Raw genomic sequence first — 18455 nt, forward strand, 5'->3', positions numbered from 1 at the left:
GGAGAACACAGTGACTGAGCAGAAGGCCGTCCGCTGGGAGACCGACGCGGACGGGATCGCGGTCATCACCCTCGACGACCCGGACCGCAGCGCCAACACCATGAACGACCGCTACCGGTCGGCGATGGGTGAGGTCGTCGACGAGATCGTCGCGGCGAAGGACGACATCGTCGGTGTCGTCATCACCTCGGCGAAGAAGACCTTCTTCGCCGGTGGCGACCTGGAGCAGCTCTCGGCGGCCGGGCCGGACGACGCCCCGCAGGTCTTCGAGATGGTCGGCGAGGTGAAGGCTCAGCTGCGCAGGCTGGAGACCTTCGGCCGCCCGGTCGCGGCCGCGATGGCGGGCACCGCCCTGGGCGGCGGGCTGGAGATCGGCCTGGCCGCCCACCACCGGGTCGGGATCGACGCGAAGGGCGTGCTCTACGGCCTGCCCGAGGTCACCCTGGGTCTGCTGCCCGGTGGCGGCGGCGTCACCCGCATCACCCGGATGCTGGGCATCGCGAACGGCTTCATGAACGTGCTGGCCCAGGGCCAGCGGCTCAAGCCCGCGAAGGCCCTCGAGCTGGGGATCATCGACGAGCTGGCGGCCACCCCCGAGGAGGTCGTGGCGAAGGCGAAGGACTGGGTGAAGGCGAACCCGGACGCCAAGCAGCCCTGGGACCAGCCGAAGTACAAGATCCCGGGCGGCACGCCGTCGACGCCGTCGCTGGCCTCGATCCTCCCGGCGTTCCCGGCGAACCTGCGCAAGCAGCTCAAGGGTGCACCGATGCCGGCCCCGCGCAACATCCTGGCCGCCTCCGTCGAAGGCACCCAGGTCGACTTCGACACGGCGCTGCGGATCGAGGGCCGGTACTTCACCGAGCTGGTGACCGGCCAGGTCTCGAAGAACATGACCAAGGCGTTCTTCTTCGACCTCAACGCGATCAACGGCGGCAAGTCCCGCCCGGACGGCCCCGCGAAGTGGCAGCCCACCAAGGTCGCCGTGCTCGGCGCCGGGATGATGGGCGCCGGGATCGCCTACGTCTGCGCGCTCGCCGGCTGGGAGGTCGTGCTCAAGGACGTCTCGGCCGAGGCCGCGGCGAAGGGCAAGGCGTACTCCGAGAGCCTGGTCGCCAAGGGCGTCTCCCGCGGGAAGACCACCCAGGAGAAGGGCGACGCGCTGCTCGCCCGGATCACCCCGACCGACGACTACGCCGACCTGGCCGGCGCCGACGTCGTGATCGAGGCGGTGTTCGAGTCGGTCGAGCTCAAGCAGGAGGTCTTCCGGGAGGCGGCCAAGCACGTCGCCCCGGACGCGCTGCTCTGCTCGAACACCTCGACCCTGCCGATCACCGAACTGGCGCGCGGCGTGGACCGCCCTGACGACTTCATCGGTCTGCACTTCTTCTCCCCGGTCGACAAGATGCCGCTGGTCGAGATCATCTCCGGCGAGCGGACGAACGACGAGGCGCTGGCCAAGGCGTTCGACCTGACGCTGGGGATCAAGAAGACGCCGATCGTGGTCAACGACTCGCGCGGCTTCTTCACCAGCCGGGTGATCGGCACCTTCATCAACGAGGGCGTCGCGATGCTCGCCGAGGGCATCGACCCGCAGACGATCGAGCAGGCGTCGTCGCAGGCCGGTTACCCGGCGCCGGTGCTGCAGCTGATGGACGAGCTGACCCTCACGCTGCCGCGCAAGATCCGCGAGGAGACCCGCAGGGGTGTCGAGGCCGCGGGCGGCACCTGGACGCCGCACCCGGCCGACGCGGTGATCGACCGGATGGTCGACGAGTTCGACCGCAAGGGGAAGAGCTCCGGTGCCGGGTTCTACTCCTACGCCGACGGCAAGCGGACCGGGTTGTGGCCGGGGCTGCGCGAGGAGTTCGGCGCGACCAACCACGACGTCGACCTGCGCGAGCTCAGCGAGCGGATGCTGTTCATCGAGTCCATCGAGACCGTGCGCTGCGTCGACGAGGGCGTGCTGAGGACGGTGGCCGACGCCAACATCGGCTCGATCTTCGGCATCGGCTTCCCGCCGTGGACCGGTGGCGTGCTGCAGTACATCGAGGGCTACCCGGGCGGGCCGGCCGGTTTCGTCGCCCGCGCCGACGAGCTGAAGGCCGCCTACGGCGAGCGGTTCGACGTCCCGCAGTCGCTGCGTGACCGGGCCGCGAAGGGGGAGTCGGCCACCGCGGCCGCCTGATCGGGCACGGCCCCGCGAGCCCCGTCCGCACCCTCCGTGCGGGCGGGGCTCCGTCGTGGGCCGGGCCCCCGCGGGTGGCCCGGGCTCGCCGCGGGCCGGGGCCGCGCGGACCGGCCGACCTGACGCCGGTTTCCCGTCACGTGCACCATGGAGTGCGTGACGCAGTGGGTTTTCGACATCGTGGACCGGCTCGGGGCGGCCGGGATCGGGTTGCTGATCTTCCTGGAGAACGTCGTCCCGCCGATCCCGTCGGAGGTCATCCTCCCGCTGGGCGGCTTCCGTGCGTCGACCGGTGCGATGGACCCGATCGGCGTGTGGGCGGCCGCCACGATGGGTGCCGTCGCGGGTGCGCTGGTGCTCTACGCGCTGGGCGCGATGCTGGGCTTCGAGCGCGTGCACCGGCTCGCCGGGAACCGCTGGTTCATCCTCTCCAGTCAGAAGGACCTGGAGAAGGGCCTCGACCTGTTCGAGCGCTACGGCAACTGGTTCGTGCTGTGCGGGCGCTGCATCCCGATCGTCCGGAGCCTCATCTCCATCCCGGCCGGCATCGCCGGGATGCCGCTGCTGCGGTTCGTCGGGCTGTCCACGATCGGCAGCGCCGTCTGGAACGCGATCTTCGTCTATCTCGGGTTCACGCTCGGCGAGCGCTGGGAGGACATCGAGGGTTACATGTCGCCGCTGAGCAAGGTCGTCGCGATGATCGGTGCCCTGGTGCTGGGCTGGTTGATCTGGCGGAAGGTCCAGCAGCGCCGGGCGCGCGGCGGGGTGCAGGAGAAGGACGCGCCCGCCCCGCGCTGAACACGCCGTTCCCTGCGGCGGACGGGTGATCGCGAACGCCCCGCGTGCCGGTCCCACCACGGGGGGTACCGGTGTGCTACCGGTCGGAGGTCGATCATCGCCGCTGTGCGAACCTGATCCGCAGCCAGCTGACGGACTGACGGGTGGAGGTGGTCGTGCGCCTCGTCGGCATCCACCACACCCACGCGTCCGGGATCGTCGCGCTGCGCGGGATCGACCTGGTCGTCGACCCGGCCGCGCCGACCGTGCTGCGCGGTCCGGACGGTGCCGGCAAGACGACGCTGCTGCGCGTCGCGGCGGGCGCCGTCGTCCCCACCGCGGGTGAGATCGAGGACCCGCCTGCCGTCGTCGGGTACCTGCCCGACCGGTTCCCCGCGCGGACGAAGCTGCCGCCGCGGCGCTGGCTCGACCACATGACCCGGGTCCGTGGGCTCGACCCGGACGACACCGGTGAGCGGGCCGACGAGCTGCTCGAGGAACTCGGTTACGGCGGCGCCGACGACGAGCCGATGTCCGAGCTGTCCCGGTCCGACGTGCAGAAGATCGGTCTGGTGCAGGCGCTGGTCTGCGATCCGGACCTCGTGGTGCTCGACGAGCCGTGGTCCGGGCTCGACGACGACGCGGCCGACGTGCTCACCCGGTTGCTGGCCGAGCGTTCCGGCGGGCTGCTGCTCACCGACCGCACCGGCACCGCGGCCGGCCTCGCGGGTGCCCGCCTGTACCGGCTGCGGGCCGGCAGGTTGGCCGCCGCCTCCGACCCGGACTCGGTGCCGCTGCGCACGGCGCCGCCGCCCGGCTCGGTGATGCGGCTCGACCTCGCCTGCGCCGGTGATCCCCGTCCGGTGCTGGAGAGCCTGCCGCCGGCCCGGGTGGAGGCGGCCGCCCCGGGGCGGCTGACCGTCCGGGTGCCCGTTCCGGACAGCGACGCCTGGCTGATGGCCGCGCTGGCCGCGGGCTGTGCGGTGCGATCGGTCCGGCCGGTGCGCCGGGAGGCCGACGGGACCCCCGCCGCTCCGGATACCCGGTCGCGGACCGGCGTGCCCCGCCCATCCGACCGGCCCGCGCGGCGCCCCCGGGGGCCGGGAGCGCCGCAGTGGTGAGGCGGGCCCGGTCGGCCTTCGCCGTGGCGATGCTGCTCGGTGAGGACCTGGCCCGCTCGGAGCGGTTCATCGCCCCCGCCGTGCTCTACGTCGCGGTGGTCGCGTTCCTGTTCGCCGGCGACCCCGCGCCGCTGCCGGAGCCGTGGGCGGCGAGCGCGCTGCTGCTCTACCCGGTCGGGGCGTGGTTCGCGCACGCGCTCGCCGAGGCCGAGGACGACGTGGCCCGCACGGTCACGCTGTCCGCCGCGGGTGGGCCGCTCCCGGTCGCCGCGGGTGTGCTGCTCGCCGCGACCGCCGGGATCGCCGCGCTCGGGCTGGTCGCCGTCGTGTGGGGGGTGGTCGCGGCCTGGGGTACGGCCACCACGGGTGGTCTGCTCGACGGCATGCTCGCGCACCTGGCCTGCGGGATCACCGGTGCGGCGGTGGGTTCGGTGTTCGCCCGGCCGCTGTTCCGCAGCGAGGGCGTCGCGCTGGTCGCCGCGCTGACCTTCTTGGTGGTCACCGGGACGAGCGCCTGGCTGCCGCCGGTCGGCACGGCTGCGGCGTCGCTGGGCACCGGCCGAGGCGGGCTGGGCCCCTTCGGTGACCTGCTGCTGGCGGTGCTGGTGGCGGGGGCGGCGCTGACCGTGGTGGTGCGGGTCGAGCAGGGTGGGTTCGCCACCTGGCGGAAGCGCTGGGATCGGCTGGTGCGGCGACTGCTCGAGCGGTTGCGTCCCGGCCACTGAACCTCCGGTGCGCTGAACCTCCGGTGCGCTGGGCCTCCGGTGGTCCCGGGTGCACTGAGCTCCGGGTGCACTGAGCGTTCGGCGCGCGGTGTTCGTCGTGCACCGGCTTCCGGTGCACGGGTTCGGTGGCCGGGTGGCCGGTCACCGGGTGCCCGGTGGGCCGGGTCCGGGGCGGTCAGGTGCGGAGCCCGGCGATCCGGCCGAGCCGGACGACGGTGGCGTCGAACGCGGCGGTCCGATGCTCCAGCAGCTTCTCGAACTGACCGAACAGCTCGAACGAGACGTGCCCGAACAGTCCGGTCCAGGCGGTGATGGCGGCCAGCAGCACCTGGTCGGGCAGGTCAGGGGTGTTCAGCGCGGCGCGGAACCGGTCGGCGTCGGCGGCCGGCCCGGCTGCCACCGGCGCCGGGTCGACGGCGAGCGTGCCCGCGGCGTGTGCGTCGGCGAGCAACCGGCCCAGCGGCGCGATGCCGCGGGCCGCGGCCGGGACGGTGTCGGCCGGAGCCCGGTAACCGGGCACCGGGGAGCCGTAGATCAGGGCGTACTCGTGCGGGTGGGCGAGCGCCCAGTTCCGGATGGCGTGGGCGAGCGCGCGCCAGCGGGCTGCCGGGTCGGTGCGGCCGGCGACCGCGCTCTCGATGGCATCGGCCAACGCGTCGTAGCTCTGCACGATCAGGGCGGTGAGCAGGTGGTCGCGGGTCGGGAAGTAGCGGTGCAGCGCCGAGGAGACCATGCCGAGCTCGCGGGAGACGGCCCGCATGGAGAGCGCGGCGGCACCGGTGTCGGCCAGCTGCCGCCGCGCCGCGGCGGTGATCTCGGCGACGAGCTCGGCGCGGGCGCGCTCGCGGGCGGTGCGGGAGGCGTTCACACCGGCACGGTAGACGACCGCCGCCGTTGTGAAGCGATAGTCTGAAACGAGAGCATTGCTCTTGCGTTTTCCGGCCGGTGCTGCGAGCGTCGGGGTCGACGGCGCGGTGGACACGAGGCGGAGGGGCCGTGATGGATCGGACGGGATGGGGGATCCGGGCGCTCGGCGTCGCAGGGGTGGCGTTCGCCGCCTACCCGGTGCTGCGGCCGTGGACCGACGGGCCGCAGGTCTGGGCGCAGCCGCTGTGGGTGCCCTCGCACCTGCTCGGGGTGGTCGGGTTCGCGCTGCTGGTGCCGGGCTTCGCCGGGGTGTGGGCGCGGTTGCGCGGCACGCCGGGGGAGCGGTCCGCTGCCGTGGCGCTGGTGTCGGCCGGGGTGGGCGCGGCCCTCGTCCTGCCGTACTACGGAGCGGAGGCGTACGCGCTGGAGCGGATCGGCCTGCTCGGCTCCGGGATCGACGCGGGGCTCGCCGCCGCGCTCGCCGAGGGCATCCGGCTGGGGCCGTACGCCGCCGCGACCTTCGCGATCGGGCTCCTCGCGGTGGCCGTGGCCGGGATCGCGGTACTGGTGGCCGCGCGCCGGGGCGGGCTCGGCGTGCTGGCGGCCGCCGTGCTCGCCACCGCACTGGTGCTGTACCTGCCGCAGTTCTTCGCACCGCCCGCGCTGCGGATCGCGCACGGGGTGTTGCTGGCGGTGGGTTGCCTGCTGCTGGCCACGGCGCTGCGCAGGCCGGTGGGTGCGGAGCGGGCCGCAGCGGTGGGCTGACACGCGGCCCGCGGCCGGGTCCCGACGCAGGCGAGCCGCGCGGTGAGCCGACGCAGCGGGGCGGCGCAGTGAGCCGGCGCGGTTCAGTCCAGCGGTGGCCGGACGAAGCCGCCGAACTCCCGCTCGACGAGATGGGCGAAGGCGAGGGTGGTGCGGTCCCCGTACAGGGGGCCGATCGCCTGGACGCCGACCGGTAGACCGTCGCCGGCCCGGCCGACGGGCAGCGCGGTCGCCGGGAGGCCGGGCAGCGTGGCGATCCCGGCCAGTGCGAGCTGGTCGAAGTACGGGTACGTGACGCCGTCGACGGTGATCCGCCGTCCGGCCGGCGGAGTGTGGTCGTGCGGGTGGGCCGTGATCGGTGCGATCGGTGCGATCACCACGTCCACCACGGCGAACAGCTCCCGCCACTGCCCCTGGACGCGGGCACGGCTCTGCTCGGCGGCGACCCGGTCGCGGTGGCTGAGCACCGCGCCGCGGGCGCGCTCGGCGGCGAGGCCGTGGTCGTCGTCGGCGAGACCTGCTGCCGTGGCGCGTGCGCGTTCGTAGACCTCCTGCGGGTGTCCCGCGGCGAGACCGGACTCCAGCAGCCGCATGTACACACGGGCCGACTCGGCCTGGTCGGGCAGCGACGGGTGGTCGCGCAGCACCGTGGCCCCGGCGCCGGCCAGCGCCGTGGCGAACGCGTCGATCACCGCCCGCACGGCCGCCGAGCTGGGCAGCAGTGGATGGCCGTCGAGCACCAGGACACGGTGGTCGCGCAGCTCGGCGCGACGGGCCGGCGGGAGCGTGAGCCGGTACGCGGCCGCGTGGGTGAGCTCGTCCGGCCCGGCGAGGACGTCGAGCAGGAGGGCGAGGTCCGCCGCGCTGCGCGCCATCGGCCCGATCACCGCGAGATCGTGCTCGGCGGGCAGGACCGGGAACCCGGGGGGTGCGTGCCCGCGCAGCGGCAGCAGACCGACCGAGGGTTTGTGCGCGTACACGCCGCAGCTGTGCGCCGGGTTGCGCAACGACCCGCCGATGTCCGAACCGATCGACAGCGCTCCGTAACCGGCCGCCAGCGCGGCGGCCGACCCGCCCGACGACCCGCCCGGCGTGCGGTCCGGGTCCCACGGGTTGCGGGTGGTGCCGTAGACGTCGTTGTAGCTCTGCAGGTCGCCCAGGTGCAGCGGCACGTTCGTGGTGCCCAGGACGACCGCACCCGCGGCCCGGATCCGCTGCACCGCCACCGCGTCGGTGTCCGGGACGGTGCCGGCGTGCTCCGGGATGCCCCAGGTGGAGGGCAGCCCGGCCACGTGGAACGACTCCTTCACGGTGAGCGGCACGCCGAGCAGCGGCCGCCGCTCACCCCTGGCGAGCGCGGCGTCGGCGGCGCGAGCGGCGTCGCGGGCCCGGTCGAGGTCGGGAACGCACACCGCGTTGAGCGTCGGGTCGTGCCGCTCGATCCGGGCGATCGCGGCGTCGGTGAGCTCGACGGCCGAGACCCGGCCCGCTGCCAGGTCGGCCGCCAGCTCACCCGCGCTCCGCCAGGTCGGTTCGGTGTCGTGCACCGGGGCCCCCGTCCGTCGTTCGTCGTGTTCCCGCGGCGGCCGCCACCGGGCGCCGGCACAGTGTCGGTGACCGGGGCCCGCGGCGGCCATCGGGTTACCGGCTCGGCGCGGTCGTTCGGTGCGGCCGTTCGGTGCGGCCGTTCGGTGCGGCCCTCAGTGCGGTCGTTCGGTGCGGCCCTCAGTGCGGTCGTTCAGTGCGGTCGTTCAGTGCGGTCGTTCAGTGCGGTCGTTCGGTGCGGTAGTACTGCGCGGTCGCGGCCAGGGTGGCCTCCCAGTCCGGCATCGGCCCTCCGGACAGCACCGCGGCGAGCCGGTCCAGGTACCAGTGCCAACCCGGCCCGGCGTCGGCCGGGTCGAAGGAATCGGGCAGCACCTGCTCGAAACGGAGCACGGTGCCGGACCCGGAGGCGTGCAGTGAGACCGCGAGCTCCCACGCGGGCCCGTCGTCCTCGGCGATCCGTACCGTCAGGCGGTGCGGGGGCTCGCACTCGGTGATCAGGGCCTCCGACGGTGGTCCGCCGCCGTCCTCCTCGCTGGTCAGGCTCAGCGCGACCGTTCCACCCGGCCGTGCGTCACCGGTCCAGGTGCCGAACCAGCGGGCGCACCGCGTCGGATCGGTCACCGCAGCCCACACGTCCTCGACCGGGTCCGGGAACTCCCGTCGGAAGGCCAGTACCCGGCGCCCGTCGGGGCCGGTGCGCACCTCGCCCGCCGGGCCGCTCACCGGTGCCACCCCGGCGTACGCGCGAGGGCGTAGGGGTGGCGATGTCGCGGCCGGCCGGTGCCGGGGGCGCCCACCGAGCCGGCGGGCGACGGGCCGCTGAGCCCGTCCGGGACGGTGCGCACGTCGTTCATCGGGGCTCCTCGGGTCGGGTGCGGCGGCGACCGCGGGCGAGTTCGGTGCCGAGTGCGTCCAGGCGCTGCGACCAGAACCCGCGCAACCGGGTCAGCCACTGCTGGGCCTCGTCGACCCCGGACGGGTCGACGGCGTAGATGCGCCGGGCCCCTTCCGCGCGGACGGTGGCGAACCCGTTCTCCCGGAGCACGCGCAGGTGCTGGGAGACGGCGGGCTGGGAGATCCCGAACTCGCCGCGGACGACCGTGGTGATCTCGCCGGCGCTGTGTTCACCCGCGGCGAGCAGCTCCAGTATCCGCCGGCGCACCGGGTCACCGAGCACGTCGAAGGCTTCCACGCGACGAAGTTAGCATGAAACTTATATAAGTAAAAACTGATCCCTTTAGGCCTGGACAGTCCGAGCTCGTTGGTCCTATGGTTCATTACATGAGTAATGAACCACCGCACTACAGCACCGAGAGGTCTCCGTGAAGGACGACGGCCGACCGCTGTTCGTGCAGATCGCCGAGGAGATCGCCTCGGCGGTGGTGGACGGCACCTATCCCGAGGAGACCCAGGTGCCGTCCAGCAACGAGCTCGCCGCCTTCCACCGGATCAACCCGGCGACCGCGGCCAAGGGGCTCAACCAGCTGGTCAGTGAGGGTGTCCTCTACAAGAGACGGGGGATCGGGATGTTCGTGGCGGAAGGGGCGAGGACCCGGTTGCTGGAGCGCCGCCGGGAAGACTTCGCCCGGCAGTACATCGCTCCGCTGGTGATCGAGGCCCGCAAGATCGGGATCGATCCGGAGCAGCTCAAGAAGATGATCGACGTCTGGGGGGACGACCGATGAGTGCCACCGTCGCGGCCATGCACGGCGTCACGAAGCGCTACAGCGACGTGACCGCCCTGGACGACGTCACCTTCGCGCTGCAGGAGAACCGCATCCACGGCCTGCTCGGCCGCAACGGTGCCGGCAAGACCACCGCGATGCAGATCCTGACCGCGCAGAACTTCGCGACCTCGGGGGCCGCCGAGATCTTCGGCGAACGCCCCTACGAGAACGCCCGCGTGCTCGCCCGTACCTGCTTCATCCGCGAGTCGCTGAAGTACCCGGACGACTACAAGGCCCGGCACGTGCTCACCGCGGCCTCGCACGTCTACCCGCACTGGGACCGCGCCTTCGCCGACCGGCTGGTCGAGGAGTTCGCGCTGCCGGTCGACCGGGCCTGCAAGAAACTCTCCCGCGGTCAGCACTCGGTGGTCGGGGTGATCATCGGGTTGGCCTCGCGGGCCCCGCTGACCTTCTTCGACGAGCCCTACCTGGGCCTGGACGCGGTCGCCCGGCAGATGTTCTACGACCACCTGCTCGCCGACTTCGCCGAGAACCCGCGCACCGTCGTGCTGTCCACGCACCTGATCGACGAGGTGTCCGACCTGATCGAGCACGTGGTGCTGATCGACAAGGGGCGGGTCCTGATCGACGAGGAGGCCGAGGCGCTGCGCGGTCGCGCGATCACCGTCACCGGCCCGGTCGAGTCGGTCGAACGCTTCGCCCGCGGCCACGTCGAGCTGCACCGCGAGCAGCTCGGCGGGTTCCTGCGGGTCACCCTGTCCGGGGTGCAGCCGGCGTCGGCGGAGCCGAACCTGCAGTTCGAACCGGTCTCGCTGCAGCAGCTCGTCGTCCGGACCACCCAGCAGAACTCCGGCGCCCGCCTCGAGAAGGAGGTCCTGTCATGACCGCCGCCACCGTGCACCCCGACCCGGACACGGCGTTCTCCAGCACCGACCGGGTGCTCGCCGCCGCCCGGCTCAGCACCGTCGCGCTGCGCAGCCGGCTGGGCGGGGCCTGGGTGATCCTGACCGCGATCTTCGTCGTCCACCAGGCGATCTGGTGGGTGATCCGGGCCAACGTCGGAGCCGAGGAAACTGGTTACACCGGGGCGCTGGCGTCGTTCTACTTCATCGTGGCCAGCACGTTCCTGGCCGTGATGACCCAGGTGATGCCGTTCGCGCTGAGCCTGGGCATCACCCGGCGACACTTCTACATCGGGACCTCGCTGCTGGTGGCGGCGGAGACACTGTTCAGCGCGGTCGTCCTGACCCTGCTCCTCCAGATCGAGCGCTGGACCGGCGGCTGGGGGCTGGGGGTCCAGTTCTTCGAGATGGGCTTCATAGGCCAGCCCAACCTGTTCCTGCAGGTGCTCGCCTACTGGGTGCCGCTGATGACGATCTCGTTCCTCTTCCTCGCCATCGGTGCCGTGTTCCGGCGCTGGGGTCAGACCGGGGTCTGGGCGGTGTGCATCGGGCTGCTCGTCGTGGTCGCCGCGATCGTCATGTACCTCACCTGGCAGAACGCGTGGTTCTCGTTCGGGAGGTTCTTCGTCGAGACTCCGACGATCCTGTTGCTCGCGGGCTACCCGCTGATCCTGGCGGCGCTGTCGGTGGCCGGTGGTTACCTGGTGCTGCGGCGGGCGCAGCCCTGATCCGTCCTCGATCCACGGCCGGGCGCGGGGGACCCGGCCGCACCGTGCGCGGTCCGGCATCCACTGGGGGGTGGTGCCGGGCCGCGCACCCGTGTCAGGGCCGGACCATCACCTTGACCTGTGCCGGGTCGGGGGCCAGCGCGTCACCGACGTGGTCCAGGTCGACGTGTCCGGTCACCAGCCGGTCCAGATCGACCGACGGCGCCAACGCCACCGCGGCCGGCCAGGTGTTCGCGTAACGGAACGTGCCGGTCAGCGTGATCTCGCGCGACTGCAGTGCCGACACCGGCAGGGTCATCTCGTCGGTGCCCGTTCCGACCAGCACGGCCGTCCCGCCCGGGCGCACCGCCGCCAGCCCGCCGAGCACCGCGGGGGTGGCGCCCGAACAGTCGACGAACACGTCGACCCCGGCCCCGCCCGGCGCCTCGGCCACCGGGTCCAGCACCGCGGTCGCACCGAACGTCCCGGCCAGCGCGCGCCGGCCGGGATCAGGGTCGCTCACCAGCACCTCCGTCGCGCCGGTCGCCGCCGCGACCTGTGCGACCAGCAGCCCGATCGGTCCGGCGCCGGTCACCAGCACCCGCGACCCGGGCCCGGTCCCGGCCCGGCGGTGCGCCCAGATCGCCACCGACAGCGGCTCCAACAGGGCCGCTGCGTCGTCGGAGAGGTGGTCGGGCACCGGATGGGCGAAGTCGTCGGCGATCGCGACGTACTCGGCGAACGCGCCGTCCACCGGTGGCGTCGCGAAGAACGAGATGTCCGGGCACAGGTTGTAGGCGCCGCTGTGGCAGTACCGGCAGCGCCGGCACCCGACGCCCGGCTCCAGCGACACCCGCTGACCGACCCGTGCGGGGTCCACCCCGTCACCGACCGCGACGATCCGGCCCGCCGGCTCGTGCCCCAGCACCAGTGGTTCGCGCACCACGAAGCTGCCGATCCGGCCGTGCCGGAAGTAGTGGACGTCCGAGCCGCAGGTTCCGACGGTGGCGACCCGGACCAGCACCTCCCGGTGTCCCGGCCGGGGCACCGCCCGCTCCTGGACCTCCAGCTCACCGGCGGTGCGCAGCACGCTGCACCGCATCGACTCCGGCACCTCGACACTCGCGGTCACAGCGCAGACCGTGGCACGCGCGGCCGTGATCCGCCCGCCGACGGCCACCGGGGACCGCTCGTCGACCCGGTGGGGAGGGGTGCCGTGGCATCACCGAGGGCCACGGTCGATCATGTGCAGCGGTGCGGATCTGGACACCGGGTCGGTCCGACCGATTGACTTCAGGCCGTACGGGCGGCCGGACGAGGAGAAGGTGCCGATGGGTGCGGGCATCGAACGACCGACCGTCACCGGCTTTCACCACGTGTCGGCGGCCGTGTCCGACGTGGAGTCCAGCGCGACCTGGTACCAGCGGGTGCTCGGCCTGCAGCGGTTGCCGATGACCTTCCCGCACCACGGCACCGGCGGCTCGCGCTACCCCGCGCCGGACCCGGAGAAGGCGGCGCTGCTGCTCGACTCGGCGACCGGGGTCATGATCGAGCTGCACACACCGGCCGGCGGCGACGGCGGCCCGGACCGCGGCGCGCTGGACCACCTGGCGTTCGGCGTCGCCTCCCGGGACACCCTCGACAGCTGGGCGGCCTGGCTGGACGCGCTGTCGGTGCCGCACGGGGGCGTCGTCGACCGGACCGACCCGACCACCTATGCGACGCTGGAGTTCCGCGACCCGGACGGCATCGCGCTGGAGTTCATCTACTTCCCCGGCCGAAGCTGACGCTCACGGGTCCACGCAGACCAGTCCCCACGGCCGGTCCTCGACCCGGGTCATGACGACGGTCGCCCGCCGCGGACCGCGGCCGCGCAGCTTGCGGGTGAGCGCGTCGACGTCGCCGGCGAGACCGCGGCGCCGGACGTCCACGGCACCGATCCCGAGCTCGCGCAGCAACCGGGGCAGCCGCTTCTGGTCCCACGGCCGGGAGTCGAGCACCCGCAGGGTCCGGGCGAACGGGGTGCCGGGCGGTTCGTCCTCCGCGGTCAGGAACGCGATCCGCCGGTCGATCCGGGACGTCCCGGTGCGGTCGGCCAGCGCGGTCACCAGGCCGGCCCGGGTGACGGCCGGGTTCGGATCGAGCAGCCAGCGGCCCGGTTCGACGACCGGCACGCCGGTGTCGCCGTCCTCCGGATCCGGCTCCCCGGTCAGGACGTGCGCGGTGCCGTCGGCGTCCAGCACGCTCGCCCTGGACCGGGAACACGCCAGGGCGGGTGACCACAGCGCCGCCTCCTTCAGGTCCCGGCCGAGGGCGATGAACTCCAGCTCCCACCCGGGTGGGGCCACGGTGTGGTCGATCCCGGGTGCGGCCTTGACCCCGACGGCGTCGGTCCGGGTGGTCAGCCCGACGCACCACTCCAGCGGCGGCTCGGAGTCGCCGCTGCGCATCCGGCCACCGGACGAGCGGCGGGCCGGGTCGACGAACGCGCCGTCCGCGCCGGACAGGTCCGCCTCGCGCACGTCGCACCGCACGGTGCGCAGGGCCCCTCCGTGCACCGCGACGTTGCGCCGGGCCATCCACAGGTGCACCGGGTCCGTGTCGACGCCGGTCACCTCACGCCCCGCGGCGAGCGCGAGCGCGTCCCCGCCGATCCCGCAGCACAGGTCCACCAGACGCCCGAGACCGGCGTAGCGGGCGGCCCGGTGCCGGGCGATCACCTCCGACGAGGCCTGTTCCAACCCGGCCCGGGTGAACCACATCGACCCGGCGCGGGTGAACTTCGCGGTGGCCCGGTCGCGCAGCTCGGCCAGCGCCATCGCATCGGCGACCAGGCCGGCGTCGTGCGCGCGGCGCAGCGCGGTGCCGATCCGCAGCGCCGCGGCGCCGGAGCGGTCGGTGCCGGCCAACCGGTCCAGCAGGGCGGTCCCCTCCGGGCCGGCGAGCCGTTCCAGCCGCGCGGTCTCGTCGTGCTCCACACCGGCCACCTTCCCGGACGGTCGGTCGCCGGCTGCTCCCCGGGTCCCGGGGCGTACCGTCGGTCCGGGTTCGGACGTCAGGAGGGATCGTGGTCGAGCACGACGGCCGCGTCCCCGGCGTTCCGGCGCCCGGGGCCCGGCTGCCCCGCGAGATCCACGTACTGGTCGGGGCGTCGTTCGCGATCGCCATCGGGTTCGGTCTGGTCGCGCCGGTGCTGCCGGCCTTCGTCCGCTCGTTCGACGTGGGCATCACCGCCGCGTCCGCGGTGATCAGCGTCTTCGCGTTCTCCCGGCTGGTGTTCGCGCCGCTGTCCGGGACGGTGGTCGGCCGGTTCGGCGAGCTGCCCGTCTTCGTGTGGGGTCTGGCGGTGGTCGCCGTCACGACCGGGGGCCTGGCATTCGCGACGGCCTACTGGCAGCTGATCGCGCTGCGCCTGATCGCCGGTGTCGGCTCCACGATGTTCACGATCTCGGCGGTGTCGCTGCTGGTCCGGCTCGCGCCGGCGGACCTGCGTGGGCGGGCGACGAGCCTGTGGGCGACCGGGTTCCTGCTCGGGAACATCGCGGGCCCGCTGCTCGGCGGGACACTCGCCGCGATCGACGTCCGCGCGCCGTTCCTGATCTACGCCGGACTGCTCGTGCTCGTGCTCGCCGTCGGCGGGCGGCTGCTGCGCAGCCCCGACGGGCCGATGGTGGAGGACGCGGCGCCGAGTGCCCGGTTCCGGGACGCGCTGCCGCACCGGGCCTACCGGGCATCGCTGGTGGGGAACTTCGCGAACGGCTGGGCGGTGTTCGGTGTCCGTATCGCGCTGGTGCCGCTGGTGGTGGTCGAGTCGCTCGGCCGGGAGGACGCGTTCGGTGGCGTCGCGCTCGCGGTGTTCGCCGCCGGGAACGCGCTGACCCTGCTGCCCGGCGGCCGGATCGCCGACCGGTCGGGGCGGCGTCCGCCGCTGATCGGCGGGCTCGCCGTCTCCGGTGCGGCGACCGCGCTGCTCGGTTACACGGACTCGGCGTGGCTGTTCCTGGCGCTGTCGCTGATCGCGGGGCTGGGCAGCGGCCTGCTCAATCCGCCGTTGAACGCCGCGGTGGCCGACGTGATCGGCGAGCGCGCCCGCGGCGGGTCGGTGCTGGCCGGGTTCCAGATGTCCGCCGATCTCGGTGCGATCACCGGGCCGCTGGTCGCAGGTGCCCTCGCCGAGGGCGTCGGGTACGGGCCTGCGTTCGCGGTCACCGGTGTGCTGTCCCTGGTGGCGGCGTTGGTGTGGTGGCGGGCACCGGAGACCCTGCCGGACCGGGGCCCCACCGCCCCCTGACCCGGGCCGGTCGGGCGGTCACCCACGGCGCACGGTGCCCACCCGGACGGGGGCCCACCACGTGCCTCCCGTCGTTCACAGCTCTGCACCGTGGTCCCCGGTTGCCCGTCCGCCCCGCGCCGCCGACCGCTCGCCGACGTCCGGGGACCCCGCGGACACACATCGGGGGACGCCCGTCCGGGTGGGGTCACCGCACCGTCGGGTGGCTCGCGTGGTCGGTGCACGCGTTCCGCACATAGCGTCCGCGATATCGGACAAGCCGGACACGGACGGGGACGGATCGGGGCCATGAGGCGCGGACTCGCACGACGCACAGTGATCGGCACGACAGCCGTCGTGACGGCGGGTGTTCTCGCCTTCATCGGGAGCGGGGTCGCGTTCCCCGGTGAGGGGGGCGCCCCGCCGGAGCGGACACCCGCCGTGTCCGGACCGTGGGCCGACGACGGTGCCGCGGAGTCCGGGATCCCGGACTCCGCCCTCCGCGAGGGCTCCCGATTGCGTGCCGCGGCGCCGGCCGGATCCGATCCGACGGGCGGTGCACCGGCGGTGTCCGGCCCGGAGGCCGCGGAGCCGGCCCCGACGGCTCCGGCCTATCGTCCGGCAGCCGGTCCGGTGGGATCCGCCACCGAGTCGGCCGAGCCGGCGGAACCGGGCTCCGCTCCGGCGGACGCGGCCACCGGGCGGGGTGGTCCGGCCGAGCCGGGTCCCGGCTCCGTCGAGCCGGACGATCCCGCTGACCCCGTCGGCCGGGTCGCGGAGCCGGCCGACGGCCCCGTCGGTGCGGTCGATCCGCCCGACCCGGCCGGTGCACCCGCCGTCCCCGCGGCACCGACCGAACCTGTCACCGGCCCGGCCGGCCCGGTGGAGCCCGCCGCACCGGCCGATCGCGCGGCCGGACCGGCCGAGCCGGTCACCGAACCTGCTGCGTCGGCCGATCCGGCCGCCGAGCCCTCCGATCCGGTTGCGGCCCCTGCCGATCCGGCTGACCCGGCCGATCCGGCTGACCCGGCCGATCCGGCTGACCCGGCCGATCCGGCTGACCCGGCCGATCCGGCTGACCCGGCCGATCCGGCTGGCCCGGGTGACCTGGCCGATCCGGCTGATCTGGCCGATCCGGCTGATCCGGCTGGCCCGGCCGACCCGGCTGACCCGGCCGACCCGGCCGATCGGGCTGACCCGGTCGACCCGGTCGACCCGGCCGATCCGGCCGATCGGGCTGACCCGGTTGATCCGGCTGGCCCGGCTGGCCCGGCTGGCCCGGCCGACCCGGCCGACCCGGCCGACCCGGCCGACCCGGCTGGCCCGGCCGACCCGGCCGACCCGGCTGCTCCGGCCGACCCGGCCGATCCTGGATCCGGCCAGGGTCCGGACGACCCCGGCGCCGGTGCCGAACCCGTGCAGGAACCCACCGAGGAACCGGCCGACACCGCCGCCGAGCGGCACGGTTGGGGAACCCCGCTCCCGGCGTCCGACGAGTTCGACTACGTCGGCCCACCGGACCCGGAGCGTTGGCACCAGGCCGGTGAGTGCTGGCCCGGGCACGACGGCAACGGTGGCCGGTGCGCCAGCCGGTCCACGGTGGACGGGGAGAAGCTCGTCCAGACCGGTCTCGCGAACGGCGACTCGGCCTGGGTCGCCTCCCGTTTCAACCAGCAGTACGGGCGCTGGGAGGCCCGGGTGCGCTCCGAGGGACACGGCCCGAACAACGGCCGTCAGTACCACCCGCTGTTGATCATCTGGCCGGAGTCGAACCGCTGGCCGCAGGACGGTGAGTACGACTTCCTGGAGAACATGGCCCCCGGCGAGGAATGCGCCCAGGCGTTCATCCACTACCCGCACGCCCCCGGGCCGGTGCAGCAGGAGTTCGTCCGGGAACAGGACTGCGGCGAACCACTCAGCGAATGGCACAACATCGGCTTCGAGTGGACCCCCGACCATGTCAAGGGTTTCATCGACGGTGAGGAGTGGTTCAGCTTCTCCGACGGCGCCCGCGGTAGCAGGCAGAACATCCAGGACATGCCCAGCGGACACCTGACGATCCAACTGGACAACTTCTTCGGCGGGAACATGCAGCCCGCCACCTACGAGATCGACTGGGTCCGCATCTACTCGCTCGACGACTGACGCAGGACCGCCCGTGCGCGACGCGCACGGGCGGTCCGGTCGTCAGCTCCCCAGCGCCGAGGCCAGCCGCAGGTACGGCTCGGCCTCGTCGTGCCGGGAGCGGCGCTGCAGGGTCCGGCCGAGCAGCAGGTGCACGTACCCGTCGGACGGGGTGCGCTCCAGCAGCTCGCGCAACACCGACTCCGCCCGACCGAGCTGGGCCGAGTGGTAGTAGGCGCGGGCCAGGAGCAGTCGGACCGCGACGGCGTCCGGCTCGGCCTCGACGAGCTCGGCGAGCAGCCGCGCCGCCGCCACGTGCTCACCGGAGTCGAACAGGTACGTCGCGCGCTCCCACCGGGCGGCCGGTTCGGCTGCCCCGTCGACCGTCCAGGGCAGGGTCTCGAGGTTCATCGGTCCGGCCTCCCTCGGCCTCTCGTACTTCAGTTGATACGTCAACCACAACCGCGGCGGGTCTGTTTCTGTTCCCGTGACCAGCACGACAACGGCACCGCCGGACATCTCAGCGTCGTCACAGCGAGTGACCCGCACGATGGGTGCATGGCTACGACACCGGACGAACCGACCTGGGTGGGCGAGCTGGACCGGCTGGCTCCCGCGCGTGACCTGGTGGTCGACGCGCGCTTCGGCGCCGCCCGGCTGCTGGTCACGGTCGGGGGAACCCCGCAGGGCCAGGTGACGGTGCCGCTGCGCGCCGGCCGCGCCACGGTCGCCGATCTGGAAGCCGCCCTGACCACCCTCGGCCCGCCCGAGCAGGT

20 protein-coding genes are annotated in these 18455 nt (G+C 73.7%); 12 read left to right on the forward strand and 8 right to left on the reverse strand.

Annotated elements, in window-relative coordinates:
* Nucleotides 1-10: 10 nt before the first annotated feature.
* The 4 genes from AB0J24_RS25785 to AB0J24_RS25800 all read left to right on the forward strand — a co-directional run bounded on the left by AB0J24_RS25785 (nt 11) and on the right by AB0J24_RS25800 (nt 4808).
* The gene (locus AB0J24_RS25785) at nt 11-2185 is read left to right on the forward strand and encodes a 3-hydroxyacyl-CoA dehydrogenase NAD-binding domain-containing protein (RefSeq protein ID WP_358685914.1); all 2175 of its coding nucleotides are present in this window, start codon (nt 11-13) and stop codon (nt 2183-2185) included.
* 156 nt (nt 2186-2341) lie between these two features.
* Nucleotides 2342-2983, forward strand: a complete 642-nt coding sequence (locus AB0J24_RS25790) for a DedA family protein (RefSeq protein WP_358685917.1) — start codon at nt 2342-2344, stop codon at nt 2981-2983.
* 143 nt (nt 2984-3126) lie between these two features.
* The gene (locus tag AB0J24_RS25795; RefSeq protein WP_358685919.1) at nt 3127-4083 is read left to right on the forward strand and encodes an ATP-binding cassette domain-containing protein; all 957 of its coding nucleotides are present in this window, start codon (nt 3127-3129) and stop codon (nt 4081-4083) included.
* Complete coding sequence (locus AB0J24_RS25800; RefSeq protein ID WP_358685922.1) at nt 4077-4808, forward strand: hypothetical protein; 732 nt, start codon at nt 4077-4079, stop codon at nt 4806-4808. Before AB0J24_RS25795 ends, AB0J24_RS25800 begins: the two co-directional genes overlap by 7 nt.
* A 175-nt stretch (nt 4809-4983) precedes the next feature.
* Here AB0J24_RS25800 and AB0J24_RS25805 read toward each other — a convergent pair whose 3' ends face one another.
* Nucleotides 4984-5676: a TetR/AcrR family transcriptional regulator gene (locus AB0J24_RS25805; RefSeq protein WP_358685924.1), complete on the reverse strand. Its 693-nt coding sequence runs from the start codon at nt 5674-5676 to the stop codon at nt 4984-4986.
* Between the two features lie 131 nt (nt 5677-5807).
* Between AB0J24_RS25805 and AB0J24_RS25810 the strand changes: the two genes are divergently transcribed.
* On the forward strand, nt 5808-6440 hold the full coding sequence (locus tag AB0J24_RS25810) for a hypothetical protein (protein WP_358685926.1): 633 nt from the start codon (nt 5808-5810) through the stop codon (nt 6438-6440).
* An 83-nt stretch (nt 6441-6523) separates the two neighbouring features.
* On the opposite strand, the gene AB0J24_RS25815 is transcribed toward AB0J24_RS25810, so the two are convergent.
* From AB0J24_RS25815 to AB0J24_RS25830, 4 genes are all read right to left on the reverse strand, one after another.
* On the reverse strand, nt 6524-7987 hold the full coding sequence (locus AB0J24_RS25815; protein WP_358685929.1) for an amidase: 1464 nt from the start codon (nt 7985-7987) through the stop codon (nt 6524-6526).
* 217 nt (nt 7988-8204) lie between these two features.
* Nucleotides 8205-8711: an SRPBCC family protein gene (locus tag AB0J24_RS25820; RefSeq protein ID WP_358685932.1), complete on the reverse strand. Its 507-nt coding sequence runs from the start codon at nt 8709-8711 to the stop codon at nt 8205-8207.
* A complete protein-coding gene (locus tag AB0J24_RS25825) occupies nt 8708-8842 on the reverse strand; it encodes a hypothetical protein (protein ID WP_358685934.1) in 135 nt (44 codons plus the stop codon). Before AB0J24_RS25825 ends, AB0J24_RS25820 begins: the two co-directional genes overlap by 4 nt.
* Nucleotides 8839-9180, reverse strand: a complete 342-nt coding sequence (locus AB0J24_RS25830; protein ID WP_358685937.1) for a metalloregulator ArsR/SmtB family transcription factor — start codon at nt 9178-9180, stop codon at nt 8839-8841. Before AB0J24_RS25830 ends, AB0J24_RS25825 begins: the two co-directional genes overlap by 4 nt.
* Before the next feature lie 130 nt (nt 9181-9310).
* Here AB0J24_RS25830 and AB0J24_RS25835 point away from each other — a divergent pair, with 130 nt between their 5' ends.
* The 3 genes from AB0J24_RS25835 to AB0J24_RS25845 are packed head-to-tail and all read left to right on the forward strand — an operon-like array spanning nt 9311 to nt 11306.
* The gene (locus tag AB0J24_RS25835; RefSeq protein WP_358685940.1) at nt 9311-9673 is read left to right on the forward strand and encodes a GntR family transcriptional regulator; all 363 of its coding nucleotides are present in this window, start codon (nt 9311-9313) and stop codon (nt 9671-9673) included.
* Nucleotides 9670-10560 carry an ABC transporter ATP-binding protein gene (locus AB0J24_RS25840; protein WP_358685942.1) on the forward strand — a complete coding sequence of 297 codons (891 nt, stop codon included), beginning with the start codon at nt 9670-9672 and terminating at the stop codon, nt 10558-10560. Before AB0J24_RS25835 ends, AB0J24_RS25840 begins: the two co-directional genes overlap by 4 nt.
* Nucleotides 10557-11306, forward strand: coding sequence for a hypothetical protein (locus AB0J24_RS25845; RefSeq protein WP_358685944.1), 750 nt, complete (start codon nt 10557-10559; stop codon nt 11304-11306). Before AB0J24_RS25840 ends, AB0J24_RS25845 begins: the two co-directional genes overlap by 4 nt.
* Before the next feature lie 94 nt (nt 11307-11400).
* Here AB0J24_RS25845 and AB0J24_RS25850 read toward each other — a convergent pair whose 3' ends face one another.
* A complete protein-coding gene (locus AB0J24_RS25850; RefSeq protein WP_358685946.1) occupies nt 11401-12417 on the reverse strand; it encodes an NAD(P)-dependent alcohol dehydrogenase in 1017 nt (338 codons plus the stop codon).
* A 199-nt stretch (nt 12418-12616) separates the two neighbouring features.
* On the opposite strand from AB0J24_RS25850, the gene AB0J24_RS25855 reads away from it, so the two are divergent.
* Nucleotides 12617-13072, forward strand: a complete 456-nt coding sequence (locus AB0J24_RS25855) for a VOC family protein (RefSeq protein WP_358685948.1) — start codon at nt 12617-12619, stop codon at nt 13070-13072.
* A 3-nt stretch (nt 13073-13075) separates the two neighbouring features.
* Here AB0J24_RS25855 and AB0J24_RS25860 read toward each other — a convergent pair whose 3' ends face one another.
* Entirely contained in the window at nt 13076-14263 is a 1188-nt protein-coding gene (locus AB0J24_RS25860; protein WP_358685950.1) for a class I SAM-dependent methyltransferase, read from the reverse strand.
* A gap of 89 nt (nt 14264-14352) precedes the next feature.
* On the opposite strand from AB0J24_RS25860, the gene AB0J24_RS25865 reads away from it, so the two are divergent.
* Both AB0J24_RS25865 and AB0J24_RS25870 read left to right on the forward strand, forming a co-directional pair.
* Nucleotides 14353-15576, forward strand: coding sequence for an MFS transporter (locus AB0J24_RS25865; protein ID WP_358685952.1), 1224 nt, complete (start codon nt 14353-14355; stop codon nt 15574-15576).
* Nucleotides 15577-15864: 288 nt separating this feature from the next.
* Nucleotides 15865-17700, forward strand: a complete 1836-nt coding sequence (locus tag AB0J24_RS25870; protein ID WP_358685954.1) for a family 16 glycosylhydrolase — start codon at nt 15865-15867, stop codon at nt 17698-17700.
* Between the two features lie 42 nt (nt 17701-17742).
* Here the strand turns inward: AB0J24_RS25870 and AB0J24_RS25875 are convergent, their stop codons facing one another.
* Nucleotides 17743-18090, reverse strand: a complete 348-nt coding sequence (locus AB0J24_RS25875; RefSeq protein WP_358685957.1) for a tetratricopeptide repeat protein — start codon at nt 18088-18090, stop codon at nt 17743-17745.
* 147 nt (nt 18091-18237) lie between these two features.
* Between AB0J24_RS25875 and AB0J24_RS25880 the strand changes: the two genes are divergently transcribed.
* On the forward strand, nt 18238-18455 hold a 218-nt coding region (locus AB0J24_RS25880; RefSeq protein WP_358685959.1), incomplete at its 3' end, for a hypothetical protein.

Source organism: Pseudonocardia sp. NPDC049635, assembly GCF_040659795.1.
In the GTDB taxonomy this organism is placed as follows: Bacteria; Actinomycetota; Actinomycetes; order Mycobacteriales; family Pseudonocardiaceae; genus Pseudonocardia.

Excerpts from the sequence above, each read along its gene's own strand:
- AB0J24_RS25810 (WP_358685926.1), top strand. The coding sequence starts at position 5,808 with ATGGATCGGACGGGATGGGGGATCCGGGCGCTCGGCGTCGCAGGGGTG.
- AB0J24_RS25825 (WP_358685934.1), bottom strand. The coding sequence starts at position 8,842 with ATGAACGACGTGCGCACCGTCCCGGACGGGCTCAGCGGCCCGTCGCCC.
- AB0J24_RS25840 (WP_358685942.1), top strand. The coding sequence starts at position 9,670 with ATGAGTGCCACCGTCGCGGCCATGCACGGCGTCACGAAGCGCTACAGC.
- AB0J24_RS25845 (WP_358685944.1), top strand. The coding sequence starts at position 10,557 with ATGACCGCCGCCACCGTGCACCCCGACCCGGACACGGCGTTCTCCAGC.
- AB0J24_RS25855 (WP_358685948.1), top strand. The coding sequence starts at position 12,617 with ATGGGTGCGGGCATCGAACGACCGACCGTCACCGGCTTTCACCACGTG.
- AB0J24_RS25870 (WP_358685954.1), top strand. The coding sequence starts at position 15,865 with ATGAGGCGCGGACTCGCACGACGCACAGTGATCGGCACGACAGCCGTC.
- AB0J24_RS25875 (WP_358685957.1), bottom strand. The coding sequence starts at position 18,090 with ATGAACCTCGAGACCCTGCCCTGGACGGTCGACGGGGCAGCCGAACCG.